Here is a 25021-nt window from a genome sequence, read left to right as displayed (position 1 = left end):
TTATTATTCTAATCCAAAATATATATTCTATTCTATATTTATAATGTAATGACATAAAAAAATATACTTTATATTCTTAAATTTTTGTTAAAATTATTCATTTTTTAATATTTCATTCCGAGCAATGTATTGAATAATATACTGCATCAAACTATGGTTTGATTTTAGTAGTATTACATTTTTTTATAATGGCATTGCAGAGTCTTCCAACAAATGCCATCTAAACTAAATATTAACTTCTGAATTTAACAAAACAATTCAATTTATTGATAAACAGCCCGGTATAATTCAACAAGTTCCACTAATGATGCTTGACGAGGATTGTTTGCAGGAGAACCTGAATCAATAGCTTGTTTTGCCATGATAGGTAATAAAGCTTCATATTCTATCTGATTTACACCAAACTCCTTAAGTGTTGGCACATTTAAATCTTGATTCAATACTTTAAGTTCTTTAACTAAGTTTTGGCATGCTATTTCGTCGGAATCCTCTTCAGTTGCCACACCAATCGTCCTAGCACAAATTGCATAACGCTGTTTTGCTTCAGGAAAACTATATTCAGTAATTGTTGGTAACAACATAGCATTAGACAATCCATGTGGAACATGAAAATGAGCGCCAATAGGTCGACTCATCCCGTGAACTAAAGCAACTGAAGCATTAGTAAAAGCAATTCCTGCAAGATGAGAACCAAGCATCATTGCCTCTCGCGCAGCTATATTTTTAGGATTGTTATATACAATACGTAGATTTCTAGCTACCAATTTCATAGCAGCTAAAGCTTGTATATCAGTAAATGGATTAGCCTTTCGACTAACATAAGCTTCGATTGCATGCGTCAAAGCATCTAAACCACTATCCGCTGTTGCTCTTTGAGGAACTGTGATGGTTAATTCATAATCCACCAATGCAGCTACCGGTACAAAACCGTTTCCCATACACAACATTTTTTCATTATTCTTTTGATCTGTTATAACTGTTGCTTGTGTAGCTTCAGAACCTGTCCCTGCAGTTGTCGGAATAGCAATAAGTGGTAACCCAGAAAATTTCACAATAAATGGAAATTTATAATCACCAATATTACCTCCATATTTTGCAACAAAAGAAATTGCTTTAGCACTATCGATAACACTTCCACCACCAATTGCAATAATGGAATCAAATTTGTGTTCTTGAGCTTGTTTAATACCTGCAGTAATAGATGCGGCCGTTGGTTCTGGTATAGTATCAGAATAAATACCATAGGTAATGTTTTTTTCTTGCAGGATTTTTTCTAACCGAGAAACATATCCTAATTGCACCATAATTTTATCAGTAACAATCAATGGATGTGAAACTTTTAATGTTTTAAGCACCTCAATTAATTGGTTTACAGAACCTTTTCCTAAATGAACAATTCTAGGAAGGATAATATTGTAACTCATAATAACTCCTTTAAAAAATTAAATTTATAAACCGATATAAACGCCTAATAGCAATATTAGGGTCGCTAAAAAAGGAAATACTACTGAAATAACAAAAATTTGTTTATAACTTTCCCTGTGAGTGAGACCACATATTCCTAGTAAAGTAATAATTAAACCCGAATGAGGTAAAGTACCTAAAATATTTGCACCAAAAATAATTACTCGATGCATATTGTCTTTTGACAAATCATATAGTTGTGCAATTTGGATAAATTCCGTACTAAATACTTGCATTACAATGCCTGTACCACCTGAAGCAGAACCTACCATTCCTGCTATCATCGCTGCAATAAAAGTCATTAAAATTAATTTAGGTCCTGCTAAAGCCAGCAAAGTTAATTTGATAGTAGCAAAGGCGCTAAGCTGTTTGATAACACCACCATATCCAACTTGGATCGCAGTATTAAAAATAGGTAATAAAGAGTCAGAAGCACCTTTCGAAAGATCTTTTAATGGTTGAGATAAATAATGTCTTAACAATAACAACATGATCACAATAGTAATTGATAGAGAAATTGTGATAGGCCAAATTCCCTGAACTCCACCAAATGGAGCAAAGTAGTTTTTTACCTGTGGCTGTTCAAACATAATAGTAAAGATGTAGTTTAGTATTATTACTAATAAAATTGGAGTCAGGGCCAATAACGTTGAAGGAGTCTTTTTTCCGGATAAATTTTCTGTATCGTTTATTGTTTGCGTTAATGCTTCCCCACAAAATTTATGAGACTTTTTGACTTGATATCCCATATAGATAATAGAGATAATAATCCAGAAAAATGTAGCAATCGTGCCAGTAATGAACCCCGAATAAATTGTAGTATCAAAAAAAGGAATAGGAATAGTATTTATAAATTGAGCTGCACCTGGTGCTGAATAAGCAGGCATAGCACCAGCTAAAATTGTTGCCGGAATTAACCTACGAGGCATATTATTTGCTAAGAATATATTTTCAGCAATCGGTAATACAGCGAAAACAACTACAAAAACAGATACCCCACCATACACAAGTAAAAAGGAAGCTATAACAACTGCCATACATGCATGCTTTGCACCAATAAATTTCAAGATCCATAACGCAATTATTTTAGCACTTCCACTGTTACTCATTAGTAAACCAAATATTGCTCCGACCAAAAACACTGGAAAATAATCACGAATAAATCCAGCAGTTGCGGTCATTAAAGGGCCTGTCCATGCCATAAGTATTGGCATATCATTACTAAACAAAACCGCTAACATAGCCATTAATGGCGAAACAATCAAAATTGAAACACCTCTATAGACCAAAATAATAAGCAAAACTAATGATAAAAAAATACCAAAAAAATCCATAATAATGTTTCCCTATTAAAGCGATGTACATTGCAATTAAATGAAATATTAATTTCATTTAATATTATTATGAATAATAAATTTCATCAACAGTTATGTTTAATATTTTAATATAAATTTAAAAAACACTAAATTTCAATAAATTAATTAAATAACATTACATCATCAAACTAAGATGATATTTAGCTTAAATAATAAATAGAAATATATATTTCTATTTATTAAATAGTTGACATTTAAATTTCATAAAACTATTTACTATAAGTCCTACTAAAACTGTTCAATTTTAATATCAATAGTTTTTTATATTAAAAATGTGAACTTTAACTTTTTAGTGCCTTCAATTTAGCCATATAAAACCAAAATATGTCCAAATATATCGCGCGATTTATCTATTTATTTTTTAGTATAAAGGTCAAGAAAACATTAGAGTTGTGAGAATAACGATAGTTAGTTATCTGCTTATTAAATAAGACTTATTTGATAGGAATTTATCTGACTATGTAATCGATAATATCTAATGAAAAGAGGTATAAATAGTATGGAAAATTATGTTTCAAAAAATCCAGCTTCAGGCCCAAATAGCCCTACCAAAATGGAACCCTTTGTTAAAATTGTTGCAGTAATTGCAACATTAGGAGGGCTATTATTTGGTTACGATACAGGTGTGATTGCCGGAGCATTATTATTTATCAATGTTGAATTAGGATTAACTCCTTTTACAACTGGGTTAGTAACTAGTTCTCTACTCTTTGGTGCAGCTATAGGTGCAATGTGTTCTGGTCGCTTATCAGATAGATTAGGTCGTCGAACCGTCATTCTTTATTTATCTGTTCTGTTCTTTATTGGTGCAATTGGTTGTGCACTCGCTCCTAATTTAGAAGTTATGCTTTTATCAAGAATTACACTAGGTTTAGGTGTTGGAGGGGCCGCAGCAGTAGTTCCTGTTTATATAGCTGAAATTGCACCTGCTAATCGACGTGGTCAATTGGTGACTATGCAAGAATTAATGATAGTTACAGGCCAATTACTTGCTTATATCTCTAACTATATGTTTGATACTTTTTATGGAGGGGAAACAACATGGCGGTATATGTTAGCCATTGCATGTATTCCAGCCGTTTTATTATTTATTGGTATGTATTGGATGCCAGACACTCCTCGTTGGTATGCAATGTGGGGGAAATTAGCAAATGCACGTAGTGTTTTAGAAAAAACACGTTCTAAAGATGACGTTGTTTGGGAAATGTTAGAAATTGAAGAAACACTAGAATCCGAAAAAAATCAAAAAGGTACTTTCAAAGATTTAGCAACGCCATGGATACTGAAAATATTTTTACTAGGAATCGGAATTGCAATGATTCAACAACTAACAGGGATCAATGCCATTATGTATTATGCTCCAATGACTTTAACTTCAAGTGGAATGAGCACTAATGCCGCATTATTTTGTACTATTGCTAATGGAGTTATTTCAGTTGTTATGACATTAGTTGGAATATGGCTATTAGGATTTATTGGCCGCCGCTCATTAGTATTAGTTGGTCAAATTGGTTGTACATGTTGCTTATTTTTCATCACGGGTATTTGTTTCTTTTTACCTGAATTAACCATTACTGGCGAACCAAACTTAATACGTAGTTACCTGGTTTTATTAGGGATGTTGATGTTTTTATGTTTTCAGCAAGGAGCACTATCTCCAGTAACATGGTTATTACTATCTGAAATATTCCCTATGCGTATTCGTGGATTATGTATGGGAGCTTCAGTTTTTGGTTTATGGTGCACTAACTTCATCATAGCTTTAGTGTTTCCTACATTACTAAGTTCGTTAGGATTAGCTGGTGCATTTTTATGTTTTGCTTTAATTGGCATTTTAGGTGCAATTTTTGTTATCAAATTTATTCCTGAAACAAAAGGACGAAGTTTGGAACAAATTGAACAGTATTTTAGAGAAAAATTTAGTAAAAACTAAAATGAATTTAATAATTTTAATCAATTGTGTTTGTATTTAATAAAATTTGATATTGAAAGAATATTAACTAAGGAGAAAATCATGAAAATTGATAAAAATCGATTTTGCATAAACCGCAAAATTGCGCCAGGACTAAGTATTGAAGACTTTTTCAAAGTTGTTCAAAAATGTGGACTAAATAAAGTTGAAATACGTAATGATATGCCAAGTGGCAAGATTTTAGATGATTTAACAGTAGATCAGTTTAATGCATTAACTAAAAAATATGGTTTAGAAGTCGTAACTATTAACGCACTTTATCCATTTAATTTACCTTCAGCTAGAGCGGATTTAACCAAAAAAGCAGAAGAGATGTTAGATATCGCCAAAAAAGTAAACTGTAAAGCCATCATTATGTGCCCATATAACGAAACAGATACGCGTTCTTTTGGTGAACGTGAAGTTGATACCGCAAACTCTATTAAATACTTTACTGAATTATTTGCTAAATATGGCATTCAAGGTTTAGTTGAACCGCTAGGATTCCCTATTAGTTCACTACGTTCTTATAACTTAGCGAGTAAATTAATTGATACCGTTAAATCACCATTCAAGCTTGTTTTAGATACTTTCCATCACCATTTAGCGTGCTTGCCTGTTGAACCATTTGATTTGACTGTTGATGTCAATAAAATAGGTTTAGTTCACTTATCCGCAGTAGAAGATACTCGTCCTGTTGAGCAGTTAACTGATGAAGAACGTTTAATGATGTCACCAAAAGATGTACTAAAATCAAAAGAGCAAGTCGTTCAGCTTGAAAAATTAGGCTATAAAGGTATTTATGCCTTTGAACCATTCTCTTCCACATTAGATAGCTGGACGGCCTCAGATGTTGAGAAGGCTATCAATGATAGTATCAATTCTATTTTAAATTAATTATTTTTCAGCAGTTATAGGAGAAAGAACATGGTATTAAAATTTGGAGTAATTGGAACTGGCGCCATTGGACAAGAACATATAGAACGCTTGAGTAAAAAACTAATCGGTAGTCAGGTTGTAGCTGTAAATGATATTAATGAAGCTAGCGCTAAAGAAGCAGTAAAAAAAATGGGTATCAATGCGCATTTTTATAAAAATGCTCATGATCTAATCAATGCAGATGAAGTTGATGCAATTGTTGTAACTTCTTGGGGCCCTACTCACGAGGAATTTGTATTGGCAGCGATAGCTGTAGGTAAACCAGTATTTTGCGAAAAACCTTTAGCTGTAACAGCAGATGGCTGCAAAAAAATTGTTGATGCTGAAATTAAGCATGGTAAACGTTTAGTTCAAGTTGGATTTATGCGCCCGTTTGATAGCACCTATCGCCAATTAAAAGCCGCACTTGACAGCGGTGAAATAGGTCAACCACTACTTTTGAATTGTAAACATTTCAACCCTATAGTTGGTGATAGTTATACAACCGATATGGCAATTGTAGATACCTTAATTCATGAATTAGATGTTCTTCGTTGGTTATTGGATGATGACTATAAATCAGCACGGGTTATCTATCCAAGAAAAACTTCTAAAGCCAGTGGTCATTTGATGGATCCTCAAATGGTAATTTTAGAAACAACAAAAGGCATTGTTATTAATACCGAAATTTTTGTTAATTGTATGTATGGCTACGATATACAGTGTGAAGTAATTGGTGAAAATGGTATTGCATCATTACCAGAACCTACACAAGTAGTATTTAGAAAAGATGGTAATTTGCAAAGGGCTATTTTGGTTGATTGGAAAAAACGTTTTATTGATGCTTATGATGTTGAGTTACAAGCATTTATTAATAATGTGACATCTGGTCAATTTACACAAGGCGCATCTGCATGGGATGGTTACTCTGCAGCTGTTGCTGCAGATGCTTGTGTAAAAGCACAGCAAACAGGTAATCAAGAACATATTTCTATGCCAGCAACACCAAGCTTCTATAGAAAAAAATAAAAGCAAATTATTAAATTCAGAACTTACTAATCTCGGTTCTGAATTTAATAAACATAACCTCTTTATAAATGAGAATACTAATACAAAGAGTTATCAATAAATAAAGTTGTTGGAGAATCTGAAAATGAATAAAAATAAAATAAAATTAGGAATAGCACCTATAGGATGGACAAATGATGATATGCCAGAATTAGGCAAAGAAAATACATTTGAACAATGCATCAGTGAAATGGCATTAGCAGGTTTTACCGGTAGTGAAGTTGGAGGTAAATATCCAAGAGATACCAAAATATTAAAACATAAACTTCAAGCAAGAGGTATTCAAATTTGTAATGCATGGACAAGTACATTTTTTGGGGATGGGAAAAAGGATCAAACTATAAAAGAATTTATTAACCAAATGAATTTTTTACATGAAATGGGAGCTAAAGTCATTGGTTGTTCGGAACAAAGTGGTAGTATCCAAGGGTTAAAAAAACCTATTTTTGGTAAAGATAAAAGAATTTTTTCCGACAAAGAATGGAATTTGCTTGCTGATGGTTACAATGAAATAGCTGGATTAGCAGCAGAAAAAGGAATGAAAGTTTGTTTACATCATCATATGGGAACAGCAATTCAAACAACAGATGAAATTGATCGTTATATGGAGGAAGTTAATGATGATGTTTATCTTTTATTTGATACAGGCCATGCTTATTATTCTGAAGGATCACAAAAAGCAATGCTATCTATTTTAGAAAAATATATAACACGTATTGTACATGTACATTTAAAAGATGTTCGAGACTCTATTGTTGAAGAAGTTAAAGCTAAAGGTCTAAGTTTTTTAGACGGTGTTAGAAAAGGGGCTTTTACTGTTCCTGGTGATGGCGTTATTGATTTCAAACCAGTCTTTGCTATTTTGGATCAAGCCGGTTATCAAGGGTGGATGGTAGTAGAAGCAGAGCAAGATCCCTCAATTGCTAATCCTTTTGATTATGCAGTTAAAGGGCGTAAATATATTAAGGAGAATACAGGAATTTAATTTAATAAAACGCAGCTCTAATTTTCTTAACTAAGAATATTCTTCTTTACCTAAGAAGAATATTCCACTCATAATAACTGACAATACAATTTTAATTTTACAACTAAAAAATATGAAATATAGCGTTTATCACAATATTGAAAAAATAATTTTTTTATTTGATCTAGTACACAGAAATGAATTTCTTTATTTTACAATAAGAAGACAAGAATATATAAATTTATAAAATACATAACAATTAATTATATTGTTAAATGGTTTTGAATTTTTTGCTCTCTTCATTTCAATTTAATTTATTATAATTTGGAGTGCTTTGTTTTATGGAATTACTCACCATTAAACAATTTTTTAATCATGAAACAGATCTTCTAGCTTTTACCTATACTGATCCTGAAACAAAAGATAGAGAACATAATCATCAGTTTAATGAATTAGTTATTGTAGATCAAGGTTATGGTGTTCATGTTCTAAATGGGGAACTTTATTTTATACAAGAAGGAGATATTTTTTTTATTCTTAAAGATGACCGGCATTTTTATAATGAACTTGGTACATTAAAATTAATGAATATTTTGATTAACCCTAATGAATCTTTTAATTATCTAAAAAATCTAGATTTAATCTTGCATCAATTTTTGGTAAATAAAAGTTCTCCATTTATTTGGTTAATAACAGAAGATAAAGAGAAATGTATAAATTTAGCTAAAAAAATACATCAAATCTATATGTCAAACACAGTATCAAGTGATTCACCTTATTTGTTACAAATTGAAGCTTTTTTTATTCAAATTATTAGTATCATGATTACTAGTCAAAAACGATATCCAAAAAATAGTACACAATATAAGATCCGAAGTTTATTAAGATATTTACAACAAAATTATTGCGAACATATTGACTGGAAAAAATTATCTGAACAATTTTACATGTCGAGTAAAACAATTAATCGACAAATAAAAAAATTAACTGGATTATCATCGGTTAATTATCTAAACCGTCTAAGAGTGTTAGCAGGAAGAGATAAATTAAAACAATCAGATGATTCGATTACAGAAATATCTTTATCTTGTGGTTTTTTAAATAGTGATTACTTTGCTAAATGTTATCGAAAAAATTTTGGCATATCACCATCAGATGAAAGAAAAATTAGAGAAAATATTAAGCTTTAATATAATAAGTTCTTTTCTAAAATTTTAGATAATATGTTAAGTGTGATTTTCGATTAAACTTAAGGAATTGATAATGAATTTATAATCAACTAGTTTAAATTATATTTTTTATTTTAATAATTAAAAATTTCAAGTTTATTTATGTTTAGTAAGCATGGTTCAATAATTTGTTAATATCTAAATTATTGAACCAAAAAAGTTGTTACAATTTATTACTTATAATCTACCCAAATTGCCCCTTTATCAGCTGAAGATACACAGTTTTCAATCCATTTGACGCCTTCAACACCAGCATGAAGATCAGGATACCAAAATGTAGATAAAAATTTATCATCTTTTCTATCTGTAGCATCCATTGCAACAGCAAAACGCCAGTAAAGATTGGACCACGATTCAAATAAACCTTCAGGATGCCCCCCCCCAATACGATCATCTTCCAATGCTCTAGGTGACAAATATCCCATACCTCGTTCAAGGATTTGAGCTGGTTGTCCTTGAATCTCATATTTCATTTGATTTGGTCGTTCATCCCACCACTCAAGACTAGCTTTAGAACCAATAATACGTATGATTTGTCCATGCATACAACCAGCATTAACTGCCGAACACCACATATGCCCCATTGCACCATTATCGTATTCCATTAAAACGTAAGCATTATCTTCTAATGGGGCACGGCTTTTTACAAAGCTTTGGCGTGAACATAAAAGTTTTTTAATACGTAGTCCTGGTAACATGGTTTCTGCTAAAAAAAGTGGATGAGTAGCAAGGTCACCAAGCACATAACTTGGCCCTACAATTTTAGGGTCAACACGCCAGCGAGTACTTTCATTCTGTAATTCAACAGCTTCCGAATGAAAACCATGAGAAAATTGCATATGAACCATACGAATCTCACCTAGTTCCCCTCTAGCAATCATATCTCTTGCTTGATGAATTAACTGATGACCTGAATATCCATATGCTACACCTACAATCTTGTTATATTTTTTCGATAATTCCACTAATATATTTGCTTCACTAGTTGTGAAACACAATGGTTTTTCACATACAACATGAAGACCTGCTTCTAATGCAGCTTTACAAATTTCAAAATGAGTACCATTAGGTGTTACAACTGATACCGCTTCAATACCATCACTTCGCTTCGCTTCCTCTAAAAACATTGTTTTATAATCAGGATAACAGCGATCTTCTGCAACCAAAAGTTGTGTGCCAAAATTTTTACCTCTTTGGGCATCTATATCAAATGCACCCGCCACTAACTGAAAACTATTATCTCTTAATGCTGCACTTCGATGAATATAACCAATTTGACTAGTACTGCCTCCACCCACCATTCCCCAACGAATGGTTCGATTAATTTTACGTGTACCATTAATCATTTTTTACTCCCTATAAGATGCTAATTTATTAGAAACCAACTGAATGTAAGAATTTCAAACTATTGGTTACATCAGTTAAACTGCCTTCAACATTACGAGGATCTCGTTCTTGTTCTATTGTTATCCAACCTTGATATTTAATATTATCTAAAAATTGTTTAACTTTAGGATAATCTATAGCTCCAGTACCAATCGGACACATAACACCTTCAGCACAAGCTTTGAAAAAATCAATTTTCTTAGGAATTACACGATCAAAAACTTCTTTATTCACATCTTTAAAATGAAGATAATCTAAACGATCTTGATATTCATTAAGTGATAAAATTGGATCCATACCTGAATAATATAAATGCCCAGTATCCAAACAAAATCCAGCAATATCGTAAGAAATATCGTTCGCAATCATTTTAATTTCATCAGAAAACTCAATACAACCACCTGCATGAGGATGAATAACAGGACGAACGCCGTATTCTTCCCAAGCAAGTTTACTAACATATTTGATATTCTTGATCATTCTCGCCCAATCTTCTTTTGATAAGCGAGGAGATTCTTTTACTTGACCTGCCATTTTTGCTCGTTCAGGATTGCCAAAATCAATAACAACAAGATAAGGAGGTTGGTACTCCATTCCTGCCACTTTTTCAGCGGTTGGAATTTTTGATATTAGTGAACAAATATTTTTTGTTAATTCAAGAATATTAGGAAAATAGGACTCAGTAACTAAATCATCAAAAATAGTACCCGCAACAATAGAAAGTCCATGTTCATTTAATGCATCACTTAATAAAACTGGATCTGTTGGTAGATAACTATAAGGACCTAGTTCAATACTTTTATACCCCGCTAATTGAGCTTCTTTTAATACACGTTTCCAAGGTGGTAGATAAGGATTTTTAGGATCATCAACACCCCAACTACACGGTGCATTTGCTATTTTGTAGCTCATATTTTTACTCCTTCTATTAACAATAAATTAATTACCTTTTGAATTATTCTTAAAATAATATCTTTGATTTTATTAAGTAAAATACCTTTGGTTACTGGTATATATTTTGGGGTAAAATGAAAGCTATCGCGAAAAACAATACAAAAATTCATTGTTGCGATCATCATTCAACCACCCATAATTTATTATAAATATTTCACCAATCTGTGGTCATACAACTTATCCTCAACTTGTTTCAAAATAAAACAAGAAAATAAAACATAAGAATTCAACAAGTTATATATCAACCAATAATACTTTTAGAGACTATCCAATCTGTTTTCAACAGAAATATAAAATTCCAATAAAGGGACAATTGATTTTGAAATTGTTGTTATTATTCTCGAAAAGTTAATTTATTAATTGCGAAATTTTGTTATTTTTAGGAGGGAAAAAGGTGTTTTTTTGTGACAAGGTTCTCTTTTATCTAAAGGAAAATTAAAAATCTTGCTTTTTAACAATAAAAACAAAATCAGAATATACTCAAAACATATCCATTTAGTTTTGATATTTTAAAAATAAATATCATATAAATAATACTATAAATAGCCATTGTGAGGATATGGCTAAACTAATTTATTATAATGTAGTCGTTTCTTTCTTTATCTAACATCAAACAACGGTATTTATGAGGAGTCATTCCAACTATTTTGACAAAAGTTTGTTGAAAATTGCTCATATTATTATATCCAACTATATAAGCAATATCAGTGACTCGATATTGCGAATTGATCAATAGTGTTTGTGCTTCACCAATGCGACGCCGGATTAAATATTGAACTGGTGAATATCCAGAAAATGTTTTAAATATATGAGATAAATAGAACTTATTAACATTAAGAGCATGAGCAATATTTTCAAGTTTTATATCTTTATTGTAGTTTTCATCTAAATAATTTTGAATTCTTGTTCCCAAAACATGATTAATTGTATGATTAGTTCGATTAAAATTATTCTGAGATAAATTATAAATTAATAGAATCAGTGCTTTTGTCAAATAATCAATGAGTTCACTATTTTTTGAATTAATTTTAACTTGACGAAGGATTAATTCAAACATAGTTTCTATATCTATAGCGTAATCACCACTTTTAATTAAGATATCTTGGCCAGCCGCAACAAGATGATTTGCAGGAAGTTTATTTATTTTCACACCAGAAATAGAACAACTATAAATTATAATATCATGGTTTGAAATATTATTTACATGGCATTCATCATGTAGTACACCACTATTATATACAAGGATATCACCTTTGCCGGTGGTATATTTTTCACCTTCAACCAAATAACTGCCATTACCTTTTTGCACAAATAAGATTTCCATCCTATCATCATGTTTATGCATCATTCTGGGGAATTTGGCAATATTATGATTCTGGTAACAAATACTTAATAACCTTGGCGCTGAATCATTACTAAAAATAGATTCGAATTTACATTTTTTTGCGTTGAGTGTAATCATACTTACCTTTACATAAATTCTGATTTAATTAGTTATCTATATTTAGTGTAATTATACAATAATATATAATTTCAATTATATTATAAAGATATATATTAATAGCATATAAATAAAGTAACTTATTAATATAATTATTGTTTTAAAAAATAAACAATAGTTATTGCATGTAAACATTTTAATTTATTTAATCTATTCAATATACTTCACTATCTACATAAAGAATACTCACTAATTAATAAATTCAAACATTCCTATTATTAATATTCTAATTGTTAATAAAATTATGAATAATTATTTTAATCAGAAATATATTATATATAAATCTATTCATTAATTAAAAAAACCTTAGAAAATCCAATAAAAGCTAGTCGGTATAACAATATAATTTAAAATAATTTTTTAAAATTAAATCTTCCTTACCAAGAATATATTAGACTAACTATTAGTTATAAGATAAATATTTATCACAATATACTCAAAAGTTTGTCATATATTATTTTTTATGTTATCTTTTATTCATCATTTTTTATAACTTAATTTATTGATTAATAGAATGAGGTGAATATTTTATGGAAAAGCAATTTGATTTGATTACAGTAGGCCGAGCTTGCATTGATTTAAATGCCGTTGAGTATAATAGACCAATGGAAGAAACAATGACATTTGCTAAATATGTTGGTGGTTCTCCAGTAAATATTGCAATTGGTACTTCAAAACTAGGAATGAAAGTAGGATTTATTGGTAAAGTTTCAAATGATCAGCATGGACGCTTTATTAAAAAATATATGGCTGATGTTGGAATTAATACCGAACATACTATTTTTGATCAGGAAGGGCATACCTCTGGTATGGTTTTTACTGAAATAAAAAGCCCTGAAGAATGTAGTATTTTAATGTATCGCGAGAATGTTGCTGATTTATACCTTCGTCCAGAAGAAATCCAAGAGGAATATATCAAAAAAACCAAAAAGATCCTCATTTCTGGAACTGCATTATCAGGAAGCCCTTCCCGAGAAGCAGTATTTCAAGTAGTGAAATATGCTCGTAAACATAATATTGAAATTCTATTTGAACTTGATTACCGCTATCCTACATGGAAATCAGATGCAGAAACATCTGTATATTACTCATTAATGGCCGAAATGTCAGATGTAGTAATTGGTACACGTGACGAGTTTGATAAATTAGAAAATAAAAAAGGTGAAAATAAAGATACTGTTGCTTATTTATTTCAACATCAACCAAAATTAATTGTTATTAAACATGGAGTAAAAGGCTCTTATGCCTATACCAAAGATGGTCAAGTAATTCAAGGTAAAGCTTACAAGAGTAATGTTTTAAAAACATTTGGTGCGGGGGATTCTTATGCTTCAGCATTTTTATATGCCCTAAATTCAGGAAGAAACATCGAAACTGCACTTAAATTTGGTGCTGCTGCTGCTGCTATCGTAGTTAGCAAACATAGTTCCTCTGAAGCAATGCCTAATGTTGCGGCTATTGAAGCTTTAATTAAGGAACAAGATAAGTAGTCATATATTTATAAATAAAATTTATTATGTAGTACTACTTATTTTTAATTAACCAAAACACTTAAGCGCGGTAAAGGAGTCATTATGGCTTTTGTATCAATGACAAATATGTTAACGCAAGCAAAACATGATCACTATGCTGTTGCACAATTTAATATTAATGGATTATTGTGGATTCAAGCAATTTTAGAAACTGCTGAACAACAAAAAACCCCTATTATTGTAGCAGTCTCAGACAGAATGGTTGAGTATCTCGGTGGTTTTGAGTGTATATATCAAATGGTGTTAACTACTCAAAAAAAATTAAAAATAACTGTGCCTGTAGCCTTGCATTTAGATCATGGTGCAACTGTTGAGCATTGTTTACAAGCAATTGATGCTGGATTTAGTTCAGTAATGTTTGATGGTTCCCATAGTCCTATAATTGAGAATATCAAAAATACAAAAGTTGTTTGTGACTATGCTAAAAATAAAGGTGTTTCGGTTGAAGCTGAAGTTGGCACTGTTGGTGGTAATGAAGATGGTCTGATTGGTGGCATCAATTATGCTGATTTTGATGAATGTATAAAGCTTGTTGAAGAAACTAAAGTTAACGCTTTAGCTGCTGCATTAGGCTCTGTTCACGGAAAATATAGCGGTAGTGGACCAAAACTAGGATTTAAGGAAATGGAAAGGCTTAACAACCATTTAACGATTCCTTTAGTTTTACATGGAGCATCCGGAATACCTGTTGAACAGTTAAAAAAATGCATTCAATTAGGTCATGCTAAGATTAATTTTAATACAGAACTTGTAACAACTTGGGCTGATTCCGTACGAAAAACAATACAAGAAAACCCACAAGTTTGTGAACCAAGATTAATTATGCTACCAGCGAAACAAGCTTTAATAGAAAAAATGACTAATATTATTCAGATAATTGGCTCAGCTAACAGAATTTAAATAAATTAGTCATCTTAAAATTTAAACGATTTATTGTAATTGATAAAATAAAGGGAGGAAGATTATATGTCATCATCTATTTTATCTAAAAAAAGTACTCCTGACTCTTTAGGACGCATTCAACACATTACCCCTGAAAATGCAGGGTGGAAATATATTGGATTTGATGTATATCTACTAAAATCAGGACAAACTGTTTCCTTCTCTACTCAAGATCGAGAATACTGCTTAGTGTTAGTTTCTGGGTTGGCATCTGTTAAAACAACCAAAGAAAATTATTTGAAAATTGGTAAACGCATGTCACCATTCGAACGCATTCCCCCTTATTCTGTATATGTACCTCATCATGATGAGATAAAGGTAACGGCAGAAACAGATATTGAATTAGCTGTATGTAGTGCCCCTGGTTTTGGTGAATTACCCGCTAGACTTATCTCTCCTGAAGATGTAGATACGGAACATAGAGGAAAAGGAAGAAATCAACGTTATGTTCAGAATATTCTTCCAGACTATAAACAAGCAGATAGTTTATTGGTTGTAGAAGTATATACCGATGAAGGTAATACTAGTTCTTACCCAAGTCACAAACATGATCGTAATGCGTTTCCTGATGAAACATTATTGGAAGAAACTTACTATCATCGATTTGATCCACAACAAGGTTTTTGCATGCAAAGAGTCTATACAGATGATCGTAGTCTAGATGAATGTGTTGCAGCTTATGATAAAGATGTAGTTAAAGTTCCCAAAGGATATCACCCTGTGGCAACGATTGCTGGTTATAACAACTATTATCTTAATGTCATGGCTGGTCCATTACGTCAATGGCGATTTACTTGGGAAAAGGATCATAATTGGATAAATAGTGATGCTTATCCAATAAAAAAATAAATGAATTTACTATGGACTATCACAAAGTGAATAACAATTGTGTAAGGAAATAAATTTATGTATCAGCAAGATGTTGTAATTACTGATCCAAATGGTATTCATACCCGACCGGCTGGATTATTTGTACGAGAGGCATTGACGTTTGAATCTTATATTACCGTTACATCACAAGGGAAATGTGCGAATGCTAAAAAGTTCTTTGGCTTACAGACATTAGACTTAAGCTGCGGATGTACCTTAACAATTAAAGCAGAAGGAACTGATGAACAAAAAGCTGTTGAGCATTTGGTTAATTTTATTAAAAAATTATAAATTACTTTTTAAGCATAGTTACTGTTGATTAATAACCAATATGTATAATTTATTTAAAATACAATGAGTTAAAACAACAGGCTTTTTTAGATTTTGATGATTTAAATTAAGATAGAGAGATTTTATTATGAAAAAAATAAAACTTACGGTTGCCCAAGCTTTAATTAAGTTTCTGGATAACCAATATGTGGAAGTAGATGGACAAGAAATCAAATTTGTTGAAGGTATTTTTGGGATTTTTGGGCATGGTAATGTTCTAGGTCTTGGACAAGCATTAGAACAAGATAGTGGTCAATTGATCGTACGTCAAGGTCGTAATGAGCAAGGTATGGCTCATGCTGCGATTGGATTTGCGAAACAAAAATTACGTCAACAAATTTATGCGTGTACATCTTCAGTAGGGCCTGGTGCTGCAAATATGATTACTGCAGCCGCAACAGCAACTGCAAATAGAATTCCATTATTGTTATTGCCTGGTGACGTTTTTGCAACACGTCAACCAGATCCTGTTTTACAGCAGATTGAACAACCAACTGATTTAAGTTTAAGTACTAACGACGCATTTAAAGTTGTCAGTAAATATTGGGATAGAGTTTCACGACCAGAACAACTTATGAGTGCGTGTGTCAATGCAATGCGAGTATTAACTGATCCAGCAGAGACTGGTGCGGTAACTATTGCATTACCACAAGATGTTCAAGGCGAATCATTTGAATATCCTGACTACTTCTTCCAAAAACGAGTTTACCGTATTGAACGTACAGCCCCTACTCCATTAATGATTAAAGATGCTCTAAAATTATTATCAGGTAAACGTAAACCATTGATTATTTGTGGTGGAGGTGTTAAATATTCTAGTGCCGCCAATATTTTATGTAAATTTGCTGAAAAGTTTGGTATCCCATTTGGTGAAACTCAAGCTGGTAAAGGTGCTATTGTTTCCTCTCACAGCCTAAACGTTGGTGGTATTGGCGAAACAGGATGCTTGGCAGCAAATACATTAGCAAAAGAAGCTGACCTCATCATTGGTGTTGGAACACGTTATACAGATTTTACAACAGCATCTAAATGGATTTTCAAAAATCCAGACGTTAACTACCTAAATATTAATGTCTCGCGTTTTGATGCTTTAAAACTTGACGGTGTTGATATTGTTGCAGACGCTAAAACTGCATTAGAAGCTTTATTCAATGCATTATCTGATAGTAATTATCAAGCTGATTGGAACGGTAAAATAGAACAAGCCCGAGCTGATTATACAAAAGAAGTTGAACGTGTTTATTCTGTTGAATACAACGAAAAAGATTTTGTTCCTGAAATTGCCGATCATATCGATAGGAAAGCGGTATTTTCTGAGTTTATCAAATTGACTGGTTCTTGCTTAACTCAAAGCCGAGCGCTTGGCATTATCAATAATACATTAAAAGATACTGACATCATTGTAGGCGCTTCTGGCAGTTTACCTGGTGATTTACAGCGTGTATGGCAATGTAAAGGCACCCATACTTATCATCTTGAATATGGTTATTCTTGCATGGGATATGAAGTTAATGCTTCATTGGGTGTAAAAATTGCCGAGCCTGAAAAAGAAGTTTATACCTTAGTTGGTGATGGTGCTTATATGATGCTGCATTCTGAATTAGTTACTTCTATTCAAGAAGGCAAAAAAATCAATGTACTGTTATTTGATAACATGACTAACGGATGTATCAATAATCTCGAATTAGAGCATGGCATGGATAGTTTTGGAACCGAATTTCGTTTTAGAAATAAAAAGACGAATAAACTTGACGGTGGCTTTGTGCCAGTAGATTTTGCAATGAACGCTGCATCTTATGGTTGTAAAACCTATACAGTTACCAATGCGGATGAACTAAAAGCTGCACTAATCGATGCACAAAAACAAAAAGTATCAACGTTAATTGATATTAAAGTCTTACCAAAAACCATGATTCATAAATATTTTAGTTGGTGGCGAGTTGGTGTTGCTCAAGTATCAACTAGTGAGCGTATAAATGAAGTTGCTCGTTGTTTAAATGAAAATATTGAAAAAGCTCGTCAATATTGATCAATAATTTTTAAAATGAATATTTTGATGTTAGGTTTTATTTAATCGTTTTTAGTAAATTTGATGATGCAATCATACAAAAACTATAAACTTTAAATGTTAAAAAGGATTATTATATGAAAATAGCATTTGATGTTGATGTCCTTGCTAAGCAAATGTCAATTAGTGATATGGTTTACAAAGTGGCTGACTGGGGATTTAAATATATTGAACAATCTCCACACCCACGCATAAACCCTTTTTACAACCATCCCCTCTTTTCTAGAGAGTGCCAAAAAGAGTATCAAACAGCACTAAACCGAACTGGAGTTGAACTTTCTTCTTTAATTGTTGTTTATCGTTGGAGCGGTCCTACTGAAGTCCAACGTCAACATGCTGTAGCTAATTGGAAAAGAATTATTGAAATTGCAGCCGGACTTGGTGTACAAGTTATTAATACAGAATTATCAGGAGATCCGAATCAACCCGAAATTTGTAATGGAATGTGGTTCAAATCTATGGAAGAATTATTACCTATCTTTGAAAAAGAAGGTATTCGTTGTGAAATTCAAAGTCATCCTTATGATTTCTGCGAATTGAATGATGAAACCGTTGATTTTGTTAAATCATTCCGAAGTGATAATCTCACTTATGTTTACTCAACTCCACACGGATTCTATTATGACCGTGGAAAAGGAGATGTAAGGCACATGCTTGAATATGCGGGCGATTCTTTATCTCATGTATTATTTGCTGATACCTATAATCATATGAAAGACTGCCGTTATATTGTCAATCCACCTACACTCAATCGTATGGGATGTTGTGATACGACTATACATCAACATCTTGCGATGGGAGAAGGTGAAGTTGATTTTGATGGTATCTTTGAAACGCTTCGCAAAATGGATTTTGCAAATCGCACATATAAAGTTGGTGGTGAATCAATTGCTTGTGTTTCTTATTTTGGTTTCCCAGAGAAAATGGATGTGCAAGCTCCTGCCGCTCGAGAAAGGATCGAAAAAGAGTTATTAGGTAAATAACATATAGTTTATTTATATATAAAAATTTCGAATCTATAAGTTATTTTGGAGTTACAGAAATTATCTTCTGTAACTCTTTTTTATATATAACTATCTACCGCTTTCTTCTAAAACAAGAATATGAAAAATACAAACAATCCATATCAAAATAGCAAAAATTCTAAACAAGAAAAATTCACAGAAAATAATATGTAGTCAAAATGAAAACATTATTAACTACTTTTAAAGATAAATTATTAATATATTGCCACTAGGTATTTGATATTTTTTTAAAATAATTAAATTAAGTTCTTTGTTTATTTCACATACACTATTATAACAAATGCTCTAAATTTAATATTATTAATGTTAAGATTAGCAATGAATTCATAAATATATATTAATTACTTTAATACGAATATTTTTTATAGATTAATAAAACGGATTTTAATATTTATCATAGTGACAATTATTGTATTCCATTTTCACTATGACTTATAAGAAGTGTTATTGTTTCAACTAAACGGTTAAAATCAACGAGGCAAACATATAGATCCATTCAATTGATTTTATCTGCCTCGTTCAATTTTATAATTCACTTTTTAGAATAATTATTTAGTACCATTTTTATAAAATTTGTCTAATACTTTTTGTTCAATATCTTCTAAAGCTATGCCTTTTGTCTCCGGTATAAAACGCCAAGCGAAATAGAGAGAAATAATTGCAAAGCAAGCAAAAATGATTATCGGAAAGCCGCCGTGAAATTTCTCAACAAGAAATTCATTCTTATTAAGAATTGGAAATAGTAAAGCAATAACAAAATTTGTAGCCCACATCATACTAATTGAAACCCCTGTACCAAATGTTCTAAGTTGGTTAGGGAATATTTCACTAATAAGTGTCCACACAACTTGTCCCCAAGACGCACCAAATGTGTACATAAATACAAATAAACCTAATACAGCCCAGATTCCAGGAAAATTATAATAAAAAGCGATAAATGTATAAGACATACTAAAAAATGCACAAATGGAACCCAACATCACGAGTTTTAGTCTTCCCATTTTATCAGTAATATACATTCCCGTAATAACCCCTAAAAATTGAGCTAATGCAAGAAAACTAGATTTAAACATTGCTTCATCAATATTAGCAGAAATATTCAATAATAAAGAAGGACCAAAGTATTGGATGACGTTTATTCCTGTACTCATACTACAAACTGCAAGTGCACAACCCAAAAATAAAAATATCATCGTTTTCTTATTCCAAGTTATTTTTGAAGTTGAATGCTGATTTATTTCTATAAATGAATTTTTTATCTCTTCCATAGTTTGTTGGGCATGTTGTAGATTTGATATTTTGGTTAAAGTTTTTAAAGCCTGTTGCTCAAAACCTTTCATAATATTCCACCGTGGTGATTCAGGAATAAACCAAATTAATACAATAAAAAATAGGCATGGAATAATAGCAACACCTAGAATATAACGCCATCCCAATAACTCCATCCATTCAGGCGATGCCCCTTTAGCTATATAATAATTGACAAATTGAACAATTACTTGCCCACCAACACAACAAAACATATTAAGAGCTCCAACTCGCCCTCTATACATAGATGGAGCCATTTCAGCCAGATAAGTTGGCGTAATTACTGATGCTAATCCAATACAAAATCCACCTAACATTCTAAATAATACAAACATAGTAAAACTAGTTGCATATGCTGTACCTAGCACAGATAGTACAAATAAAATTGCTGTAATAATTAACGATTTCTTTCGTCCAAGCTTGTCACATAACCCACCAGCAGTAAAACATCCAATAATACATCCAATAATAACATTAGAAACAGCCCAACCTGTTTCTGCTGGTGATAATTCATAATGTCGACTTAATGGTTCGATAGCTCCAGATATAACAGACGTATCATATCCGAGTAAAAATCCCCCTAATGCCGCAACACTACAACACAACATTACATATGTCATGTTATATTTAATTTTATTCATATTCATAATAATCCACCTCTATTTTAGTTTTGCTGTTTGATCTTGGTTAAATATTTATTTAAAACTACTTATATTATTATTGAATTTTTTTTCTAAAAAATATAATGGCGGAATTTTTATTTTTTAAGTTGTTCACAATTTAAATTAAAAAAACAAAAAAAATATGATTTAGTTCACAACTATTTAAGGTTTATATTGTTTATGAATGTATTGTTTAGGTTAAATTAATTTTAATTAATTGAATATTAATAATGTTTTAAATATAAATAGACATAAATTATACTTAGAATATTCATTCTTCATTAGGTAATGAACATCCTCCATAATTGTTAAACCTAACAACAATAACTGTGTCTATCTCTATTATTAAGATATATATGATTATTATCAGCTATAAAAATAATTTAGAGTAAATGAAATTTAATTAATATAAGTATTTTTCATTATCTAAATAGCACAAAATCAGACTTTTCGTTAGTGTTTAAATATAAAAAACAGAAAAAACAAATATATAACTTTAAAATGAAAACCCAAAAAAGTATTACTTTTTTTATAAATATATTTTAGATTAATAGTCAGTTATATAACTAGTTAAGGTTTAAATATGTTGATTAATATCAAATATGATAATCCGCCAGATACAATTTTCATAAGTAAACCTAAGTTACTTTTTGTAAGTAGGGTTCATGGTGAAAATGGTGCAATACCAAGAGTAATTCATAGTCATAGTGATCGACTTGAAGTTATGTTTATCTATAAAGGTAGTGGCAACTATAACATTGGTGGTGAATTTTATAGCGTAAAAGAAGGCGATGTTCTAATCTTTAATGCCGGTATTATTCATGATGAGCAACCTTTACCTAGCAAAGAATTAGTCATTTATTGTTGTGGTATAAGTAATTTAAGAATCAAACAATTACCAGTTAATAGTATTATTTCTAAAAACCAACAACCTGTGATTAATATGAATAATATAATTGAACAAATGAAAAACTACTTTGAAACTTTTCTATTCCATTCCACCCAATCAAATCCTATTCATAATGAAATTATTTTTTATTCTACATTAAGTTTTCTCTTAACTATTCATACTAGTTTTAATGAACGAGAAAAGCATGTAAATCATAAAAAAATAACTTTAGGACTGAGAATTAAAGAATTTTTAGATAAATATTACCTTGAACAAATTGATATTGAATCGATTAGTGAAGCGTTAAATGTTAACCGTTATTACCTTTCACATACTTTTAAAGCTTTTTCTGGTTACTCTCCTAAGCAATATATTATTCGCCGTCGTTTAGGTGAGGCTCAATCACTTTTACTGCATTCAAATTATAGTGTAGCTCAAATTGCAAATAAAGTTGGCTACAGTAACGTAAGTAATTTCCACAATATTTTTGAAAAAGTTATTGGAATGTCTCCAGTTAAATATAAAAATTTATGGCTAGATAAAACATAAAACTTATAGCAACAAATTTAATTTAAAAATATGCATGTAAGGAGAATAACATGGTAATAAAAATTGGTGTAATAGGTGTCGGCATGATAGGTCAAGATCATATTCGTCGATGCACTCAAGTACTAAATGGTTGCGAAATTGTCGCAGCATCAGATATTAATTTAGAACATGTTCAAAGCGTTCTAAAAAAATATAATATTAAAGGCAAAGCTTATACCAATGGTCATGATGTCATTTCATCACCAGATGTAGATGCTATTTTAGTCACTTCATCAGGACCTACCCACGAAGAATATGTCTTAGCCGCAATTAATGCAGGTAAACCCGTATTTTGTGAGAAACCGCTAGCAGTCACCGCTGAAGGATGTGAGCATATAGTAAAAGCTGAAATGAAAGCGGGTAAACGGCTAGTTCAAGTTGGTTTTATGCGCTCGTTTGATGCTTGTTATCGTAAACTTAAACAAACATTAACGGAAGGTAATTTAGGAGAACCATTAATTGTAAAATGTGTTCATCATAACTTAACAGTTGGTGATAGTTACACAACCGATATGGGTGTAACTGATAGTATGGTTCATGAGTTTGATATTTTACGTTGGTTACTTGATGATGATTATCAATCAATTCAAGTTGTATCACCTCGAAGAACAAAACATGCTCTCAAAGGTGTCCAAGATCCACAAATGGTTTTATTAAAAACCCAAAAAGGCATTCTTATTAGCATCGATCTCTTTGTTAATTGTCAATACGGATATGATATTCGTTGTGATGTTGTTTGTGAGGAAGGTATCGCTTATATGCCATCACCATTACAAGTTAAGACTCGGACAAAAGGTCAATTTGGTGAACATGTAAATTCTGATTGGCGCGAACGTTTTATTGTTGCTTATGACATTGAATTACAATCTTTTATTGATAATGCTAAAAATAATATTGTTGCTGGTCCTTCTGCTTGGGATGGTTTTGTTGCGTCTAAAACAGCAGCAGCAGGTATGCTCGCATTAAAAAGTGGTCAAATTACACCCGTTGATTTACCTAAATGTCCGGCATTTTATAGAAAATAAAAGTTGATATTAATTTAGAGGATACAATGATGAAATTAGCATTATGTACAGATGTATTAGCCACTCTTCCATACCCTGAAATGTTGGATAAAGTAAAAGCATACGGCATTAACGCAGTTGAAATGACTGCTGGAGGTTGGGCTACTTGCCCACATGTTAAAACCGCTGAGTTATTAGCTGATGATAAAAAATTAGCTTCATTTAAAGCCGAATTAACTAAACGTGGAATGGAAATTGCTGCGCTTAACTGTTCCGGTAACCCTTTAGCTCCAGGTGAAATGGGAGAAAAACATACACATACAGCTTACCAAACCGTTGAGTTAGCCGGTAAATTAGGCGTAAAAAAAATAGTAATGATGAGTGGATTACCTGGGGGGGGGCCTGATGATAAAATCCCTAACTGGATCACTTCTACTATATCTTGGCCTGATTATATGCCAGGTGCTATTGACTATCAGTGGAATAAAGTTGCTATTCCATGGTGGAAGCAATTTGCAAAACATGCAAAAAAACATGGCGTAGAAAAAATTGCACTAGAAGAATTTCCATGTCAACTTGTTTATAATCCTTCGACATTGCTACGTTTACGTGATGCAGTAGGTGAGATTATTGGAATGAACCTGGACCCTTCTCACTTAATTGCAATGGGAGCAGATCCAATTGCCGGTGCTCGTAAATTAGAAGGTGCGGTTTACCATGTTCATGGTAAAGATGCTCGCATTGAACGAGGATTAGCCGATATAGATGGTCTAATGGAATATAAACCTGTTACAGACACCAAAAACAGAACTTGGAACTATGTTGCTGTTGGTTGTGGTAAAGATCTACAATGGTGGAAAGAGTTCTTTTCAGTATTGAGCATGACTGGTTATGATGGTTATGTTTCTTTAGAAATGGAAGATTTGACTATGAGTGTAGAAGCAGGTTTGCGTACATCTATTGATGCATTAGAAGCGACCCTTAGTAAATAA

20 protein-coding genes are annotated in these 25021 nt (G+C 31.6%); 14 read left to right on the top strand and 6 right to left on the bottom strand.

All coding sequences use genetic code 11. From position 1 onward, the window contains the following. Positions 1 to 263 precede the first annotated feature (263 nt). Together A9G12_RS04935 and A9G12_RS04930 are read right to left on the bottom strand one after the other, a co-directional pair. Positions 264 to 1424, bottom strand: coding sequence for an iron-containing alcohol dehydrogenase (locus A9G12_RS04935; RefSeq protein ID WP_065564766.1), 1161 nt, complete (start codon positions 1422 to 1424; stop codon positions 264 to 266). A 24-nt stretch (positions 1425 to 1448) separates the two neighbouring features. Beyond that, the gene (locus A9G12_RS04930) at positions 1449 to 2798 is read right to left on the bottom strand and encodes a GntP family permease (RefSeq protein ID WP_065564765.1); all 1350 of its coding nucleotides are present in this window, start codon (positions 2796 to 2798) and stop codon (positions 1449 to 1451) included. Positions 2799 to 3339: 541 nt separating this feature from the next. On the opposite strand from A9G12_RS04930, the gene A9G12_RS04925 reads away from it, so the two are divergent. From A9G12_RS04925 to A9G12_RS04905, 5 genes are all read left to right on the top strand, one after another. Further along, positions 3340 to 4773 carry a sugar porter family MFS transporter gene (locus A9G12_RS04925; protein WP_065564764.1) on the top strand — a complete coding sequence of 478 codons (1434 nt, stop codon included), beginning with the start codon at positions 3340 to 3342 and terminating at the stop codon, positions 4771 to 4773. A gap of 81 nt (positions 4774 to 4854) precedes the next feature. Beyond that, a complete protein-coding gene (locus A9G12_RS04920; protein WP_065564763.1) occupies positions 4855 to 5688 on the top strand; it encodes a TIM barrel protein in 834 nt (277 codons plus the stop codon). 30 nt (positions 5689 to 5718) lie between these two features. After that, positions 5719 to 6738: a Gfo/Idh/MocA family protein gene (locus A9G12_RS04915; protein ID WP_065564762.1), complete on the top strand. Its 1020-nt coding sequence runs from the start codon at positions 5719 to 5721 to the stop codon at positions 6736 to 6738. A 124-nt stretch (positions 6739 to 6862) separates the two neighbouring features. Then, positions 6863 to 7762, top strand: a complete 900-nt coding sequence (gene iolE, locus A9G12_RS04910; RefSeq protein WP_065564761.1) for a myo-inosose-2 dehydratase — start codon at positions 6863 to 6865, stop codon at positions 7760 to 7762. Between the two features lie 320 nt (positions 7763 to 8082). Beyond that, entirely contained in the window at positions 8083 to 8931 is an 849-nt protein-coding gene (locus tag A9G12_RS04905; protein WP_065564760.1) for a helix-turn-helix domain-containing protein, read from the top strand. Positions 8932 to 9143: 212 nt separating this feature from the next. Here the strand turns inward: A9G12_RS04905 and A9G12_RS04900 are convergent, their stop codons facing one another. The 3 genes from A9G12_RS04900 to A9G12_RS04890 form a co-directional block, all read right to left on the bottom strand. After that, complete coding sequence (locus tag A9G12_RS04900) at positions 9144 to 10316, bottom strand: Gfo/Idh/MocA family protein (protein ID WP_065564759.1); 1173 nt, start codon at positions 10314 to 10316, stop codon at positions 9144 to 9146. Positions 10317 to 10344: 28 nt separating this feature from the next. Then, the gene (locus tag A9G12_RS04895; protein ID WP_065564758.1) at positions 10345 to 11268 is read right to left on the bottom strand and encodes a TIM barrel protein; all 924 of its coding nucleotides are present in this window, start codon (positions 11266 to 11268) and stop codon (positions 10345 to 10347) included. A gap of 610 nt (positions 11269 to 11878) precedes the next feature. Beyond that, entirely contained in the window at positions 11879 to 12655 is a 777-nt protein-coding gene (locus A9G12_RS04890; RefSeq protein WP_255306584.1) for a helix-turn-helix domain-containing protein, read from the bottom strand. A gap of 686 nt (positions 12656 to 13341) precedes the next feature. Here A9G12_RS04890 and iolC point away from each other — a divergent pair. The 6 genes from iolC to A9G12_RS04860 all read left to right on the top strand — a co-directional run bounded on the left by iolC (position 13342) and on the right by A9G12_RS04860 (position 19536). Next, positions 13342 to 14301 (top strand): 5-dehydro-2-deoxygluconokinase, encoded by a 960-nt coding sequence (iolC, locus tag A9G12_RS04885; RefSeq protein WP_065564756.1) that lies wholly within the window; start codon positions 13342 to 13344, stop codon positions 14299 to 14301. A gap of 84 nt (positions 14302 to 14385) precedes the next feature. After that, positions 14386 to 15243, top strand: a complete 858-nt coding sequence (gene fba / locus A9G12_RS04880) for a class II fructose-1,6-bisphosphate aldolase (protein WP_065564755.1) — start codon at positions 14386 to 14388, stop codon at positions 15241 to 15243. A 66-nt stretch (positions 15244 to 15309) separates the two neighbouring features. Further along, positions 15310 to 16134: a 5-deoxy-glucuronate isomerase gene (gene iolB / locus A9G12_RS04875; RefSeq protein WP_065564754.1), complete on the top strand. Its 825-nt coding sequence runs from the start codon at positions 15310 to 15312 to the stop codon at positions 16132 to 16134. Between the two features lie 57 nt (positions 16135 to 16191). Further along, a complete protein-coding gene (locus tag A9G12_RS04870; protein WP_065564753.1) occupies positions 16192 to 16446 on the top strand; it encodes an HPr family phosphocarrier protein in 255 nt (84 codons plus the stop codon). A gap of 127 nt (positions 16447 to 16573) precedes the next feature. Then, positions 16574 to 18514, top strand: coding sequence for a 3D-(3,5/4)-trihydroxycyclohexane-1,2-dione acylhydrolase (decyclizing) (iolD, locus tag A9G12_RS04865; protein WP_065564752.1), 1941 nt, complete (start codon positions 16574 to 16576; stop codon positions 18512 to 18514). Between the two features lie 116 nt (positions 18515 to 18630). Then, positions 18631 to 19536 carry a sugar phosphate isomerase/epimerase family protein gene (locus A9G12_RS04860; protein ID WP_065564751.1) on the top strand — a complete coding sequence of 302 codons (906 nt, stop codon included), beginning with the start codon at positions 18631 to 18633 and terminating at the stop codon, positions 19534 to 19536. Positions 19537 to 20126: 590 nt separating this feature from the next. On the opposite strand, the gene A9G12_RS04855 is transcribed toward A9G12_RS04860, so the two are convergent. Then, positions 20127 to 21533 (bottom strand): sugar porter family MFS transporter, encoded by a 1407-nt coding sequence (locus A9G12_RS04855; RefSeq protein WP_065564750.1) that lies wholly within the window; start codon positions 21531 to 21533, stop codon positions 20127 to 20129. A 598-nt stretch (positions 21534 to 22131) separates the two neighbouring features. On the opposite strand from A9G12_RS04855, the gene A9G12_RS04850 reads away from it, so the two are divergent. From A9G12_RS04850 to A9G12_RS04840, 3 genes are read left to right on the top strand one after another with little or no spacing between them, the layout of a single operon-like run. Beyond that, the gene (locus A9G12_RS04850) at positions 22132 to 22986 is read left to right on the top strand and encodes a helix-turn-helix domain-containing protein (RefSeq protein WP_065564749.1); all 855 of its coding nucleotides are present in this window, start codon (positions 22132 to 22134) and stop codon (positions 22984 to 22986) included. 50 nt (positions 22987 to 23036) lie between these two features. Beyond that, positions 23037 to 24050: a Gfo/Idh/MocA family oxidoreductase gene (locus A9G12_RS04845; RefSeq protein WP_065564748.1), complete on the top strand. Its 1014-nt coding sequence runs from the start codon at positions 23037 to 23039 to the stop codon at positions 24048 to 24050. Between the two features lie 29 nt (positions 24051 to 24079). After that, positions 24080 to 25021 (top strand): sugar phosphate isomerase/epimerase family protein, encoded by a 942-nt coding sequence (locus tag A9G12_RS04840; RefSeq protein ID WP_065564140.1) that lies wholly within the window; start codon positions 24080 to 24082, stop codon positions 25019 to 25021.

Source organism: Gilliamella sp. wkB112 (assembly GCF_001690685.1).
Taxonomy (GTDB): domain Bacteria; phylum Pseudomonadota; class Gammaproteobacteria; order Enterobacterales; family Orbaceae; genus Gilliamella; species Gilliamella apicola_J.
Note: the sequence above shows the minus strand (reverse complement) of the source record. Positions and strands in the feature narration are given on the sequence as shown.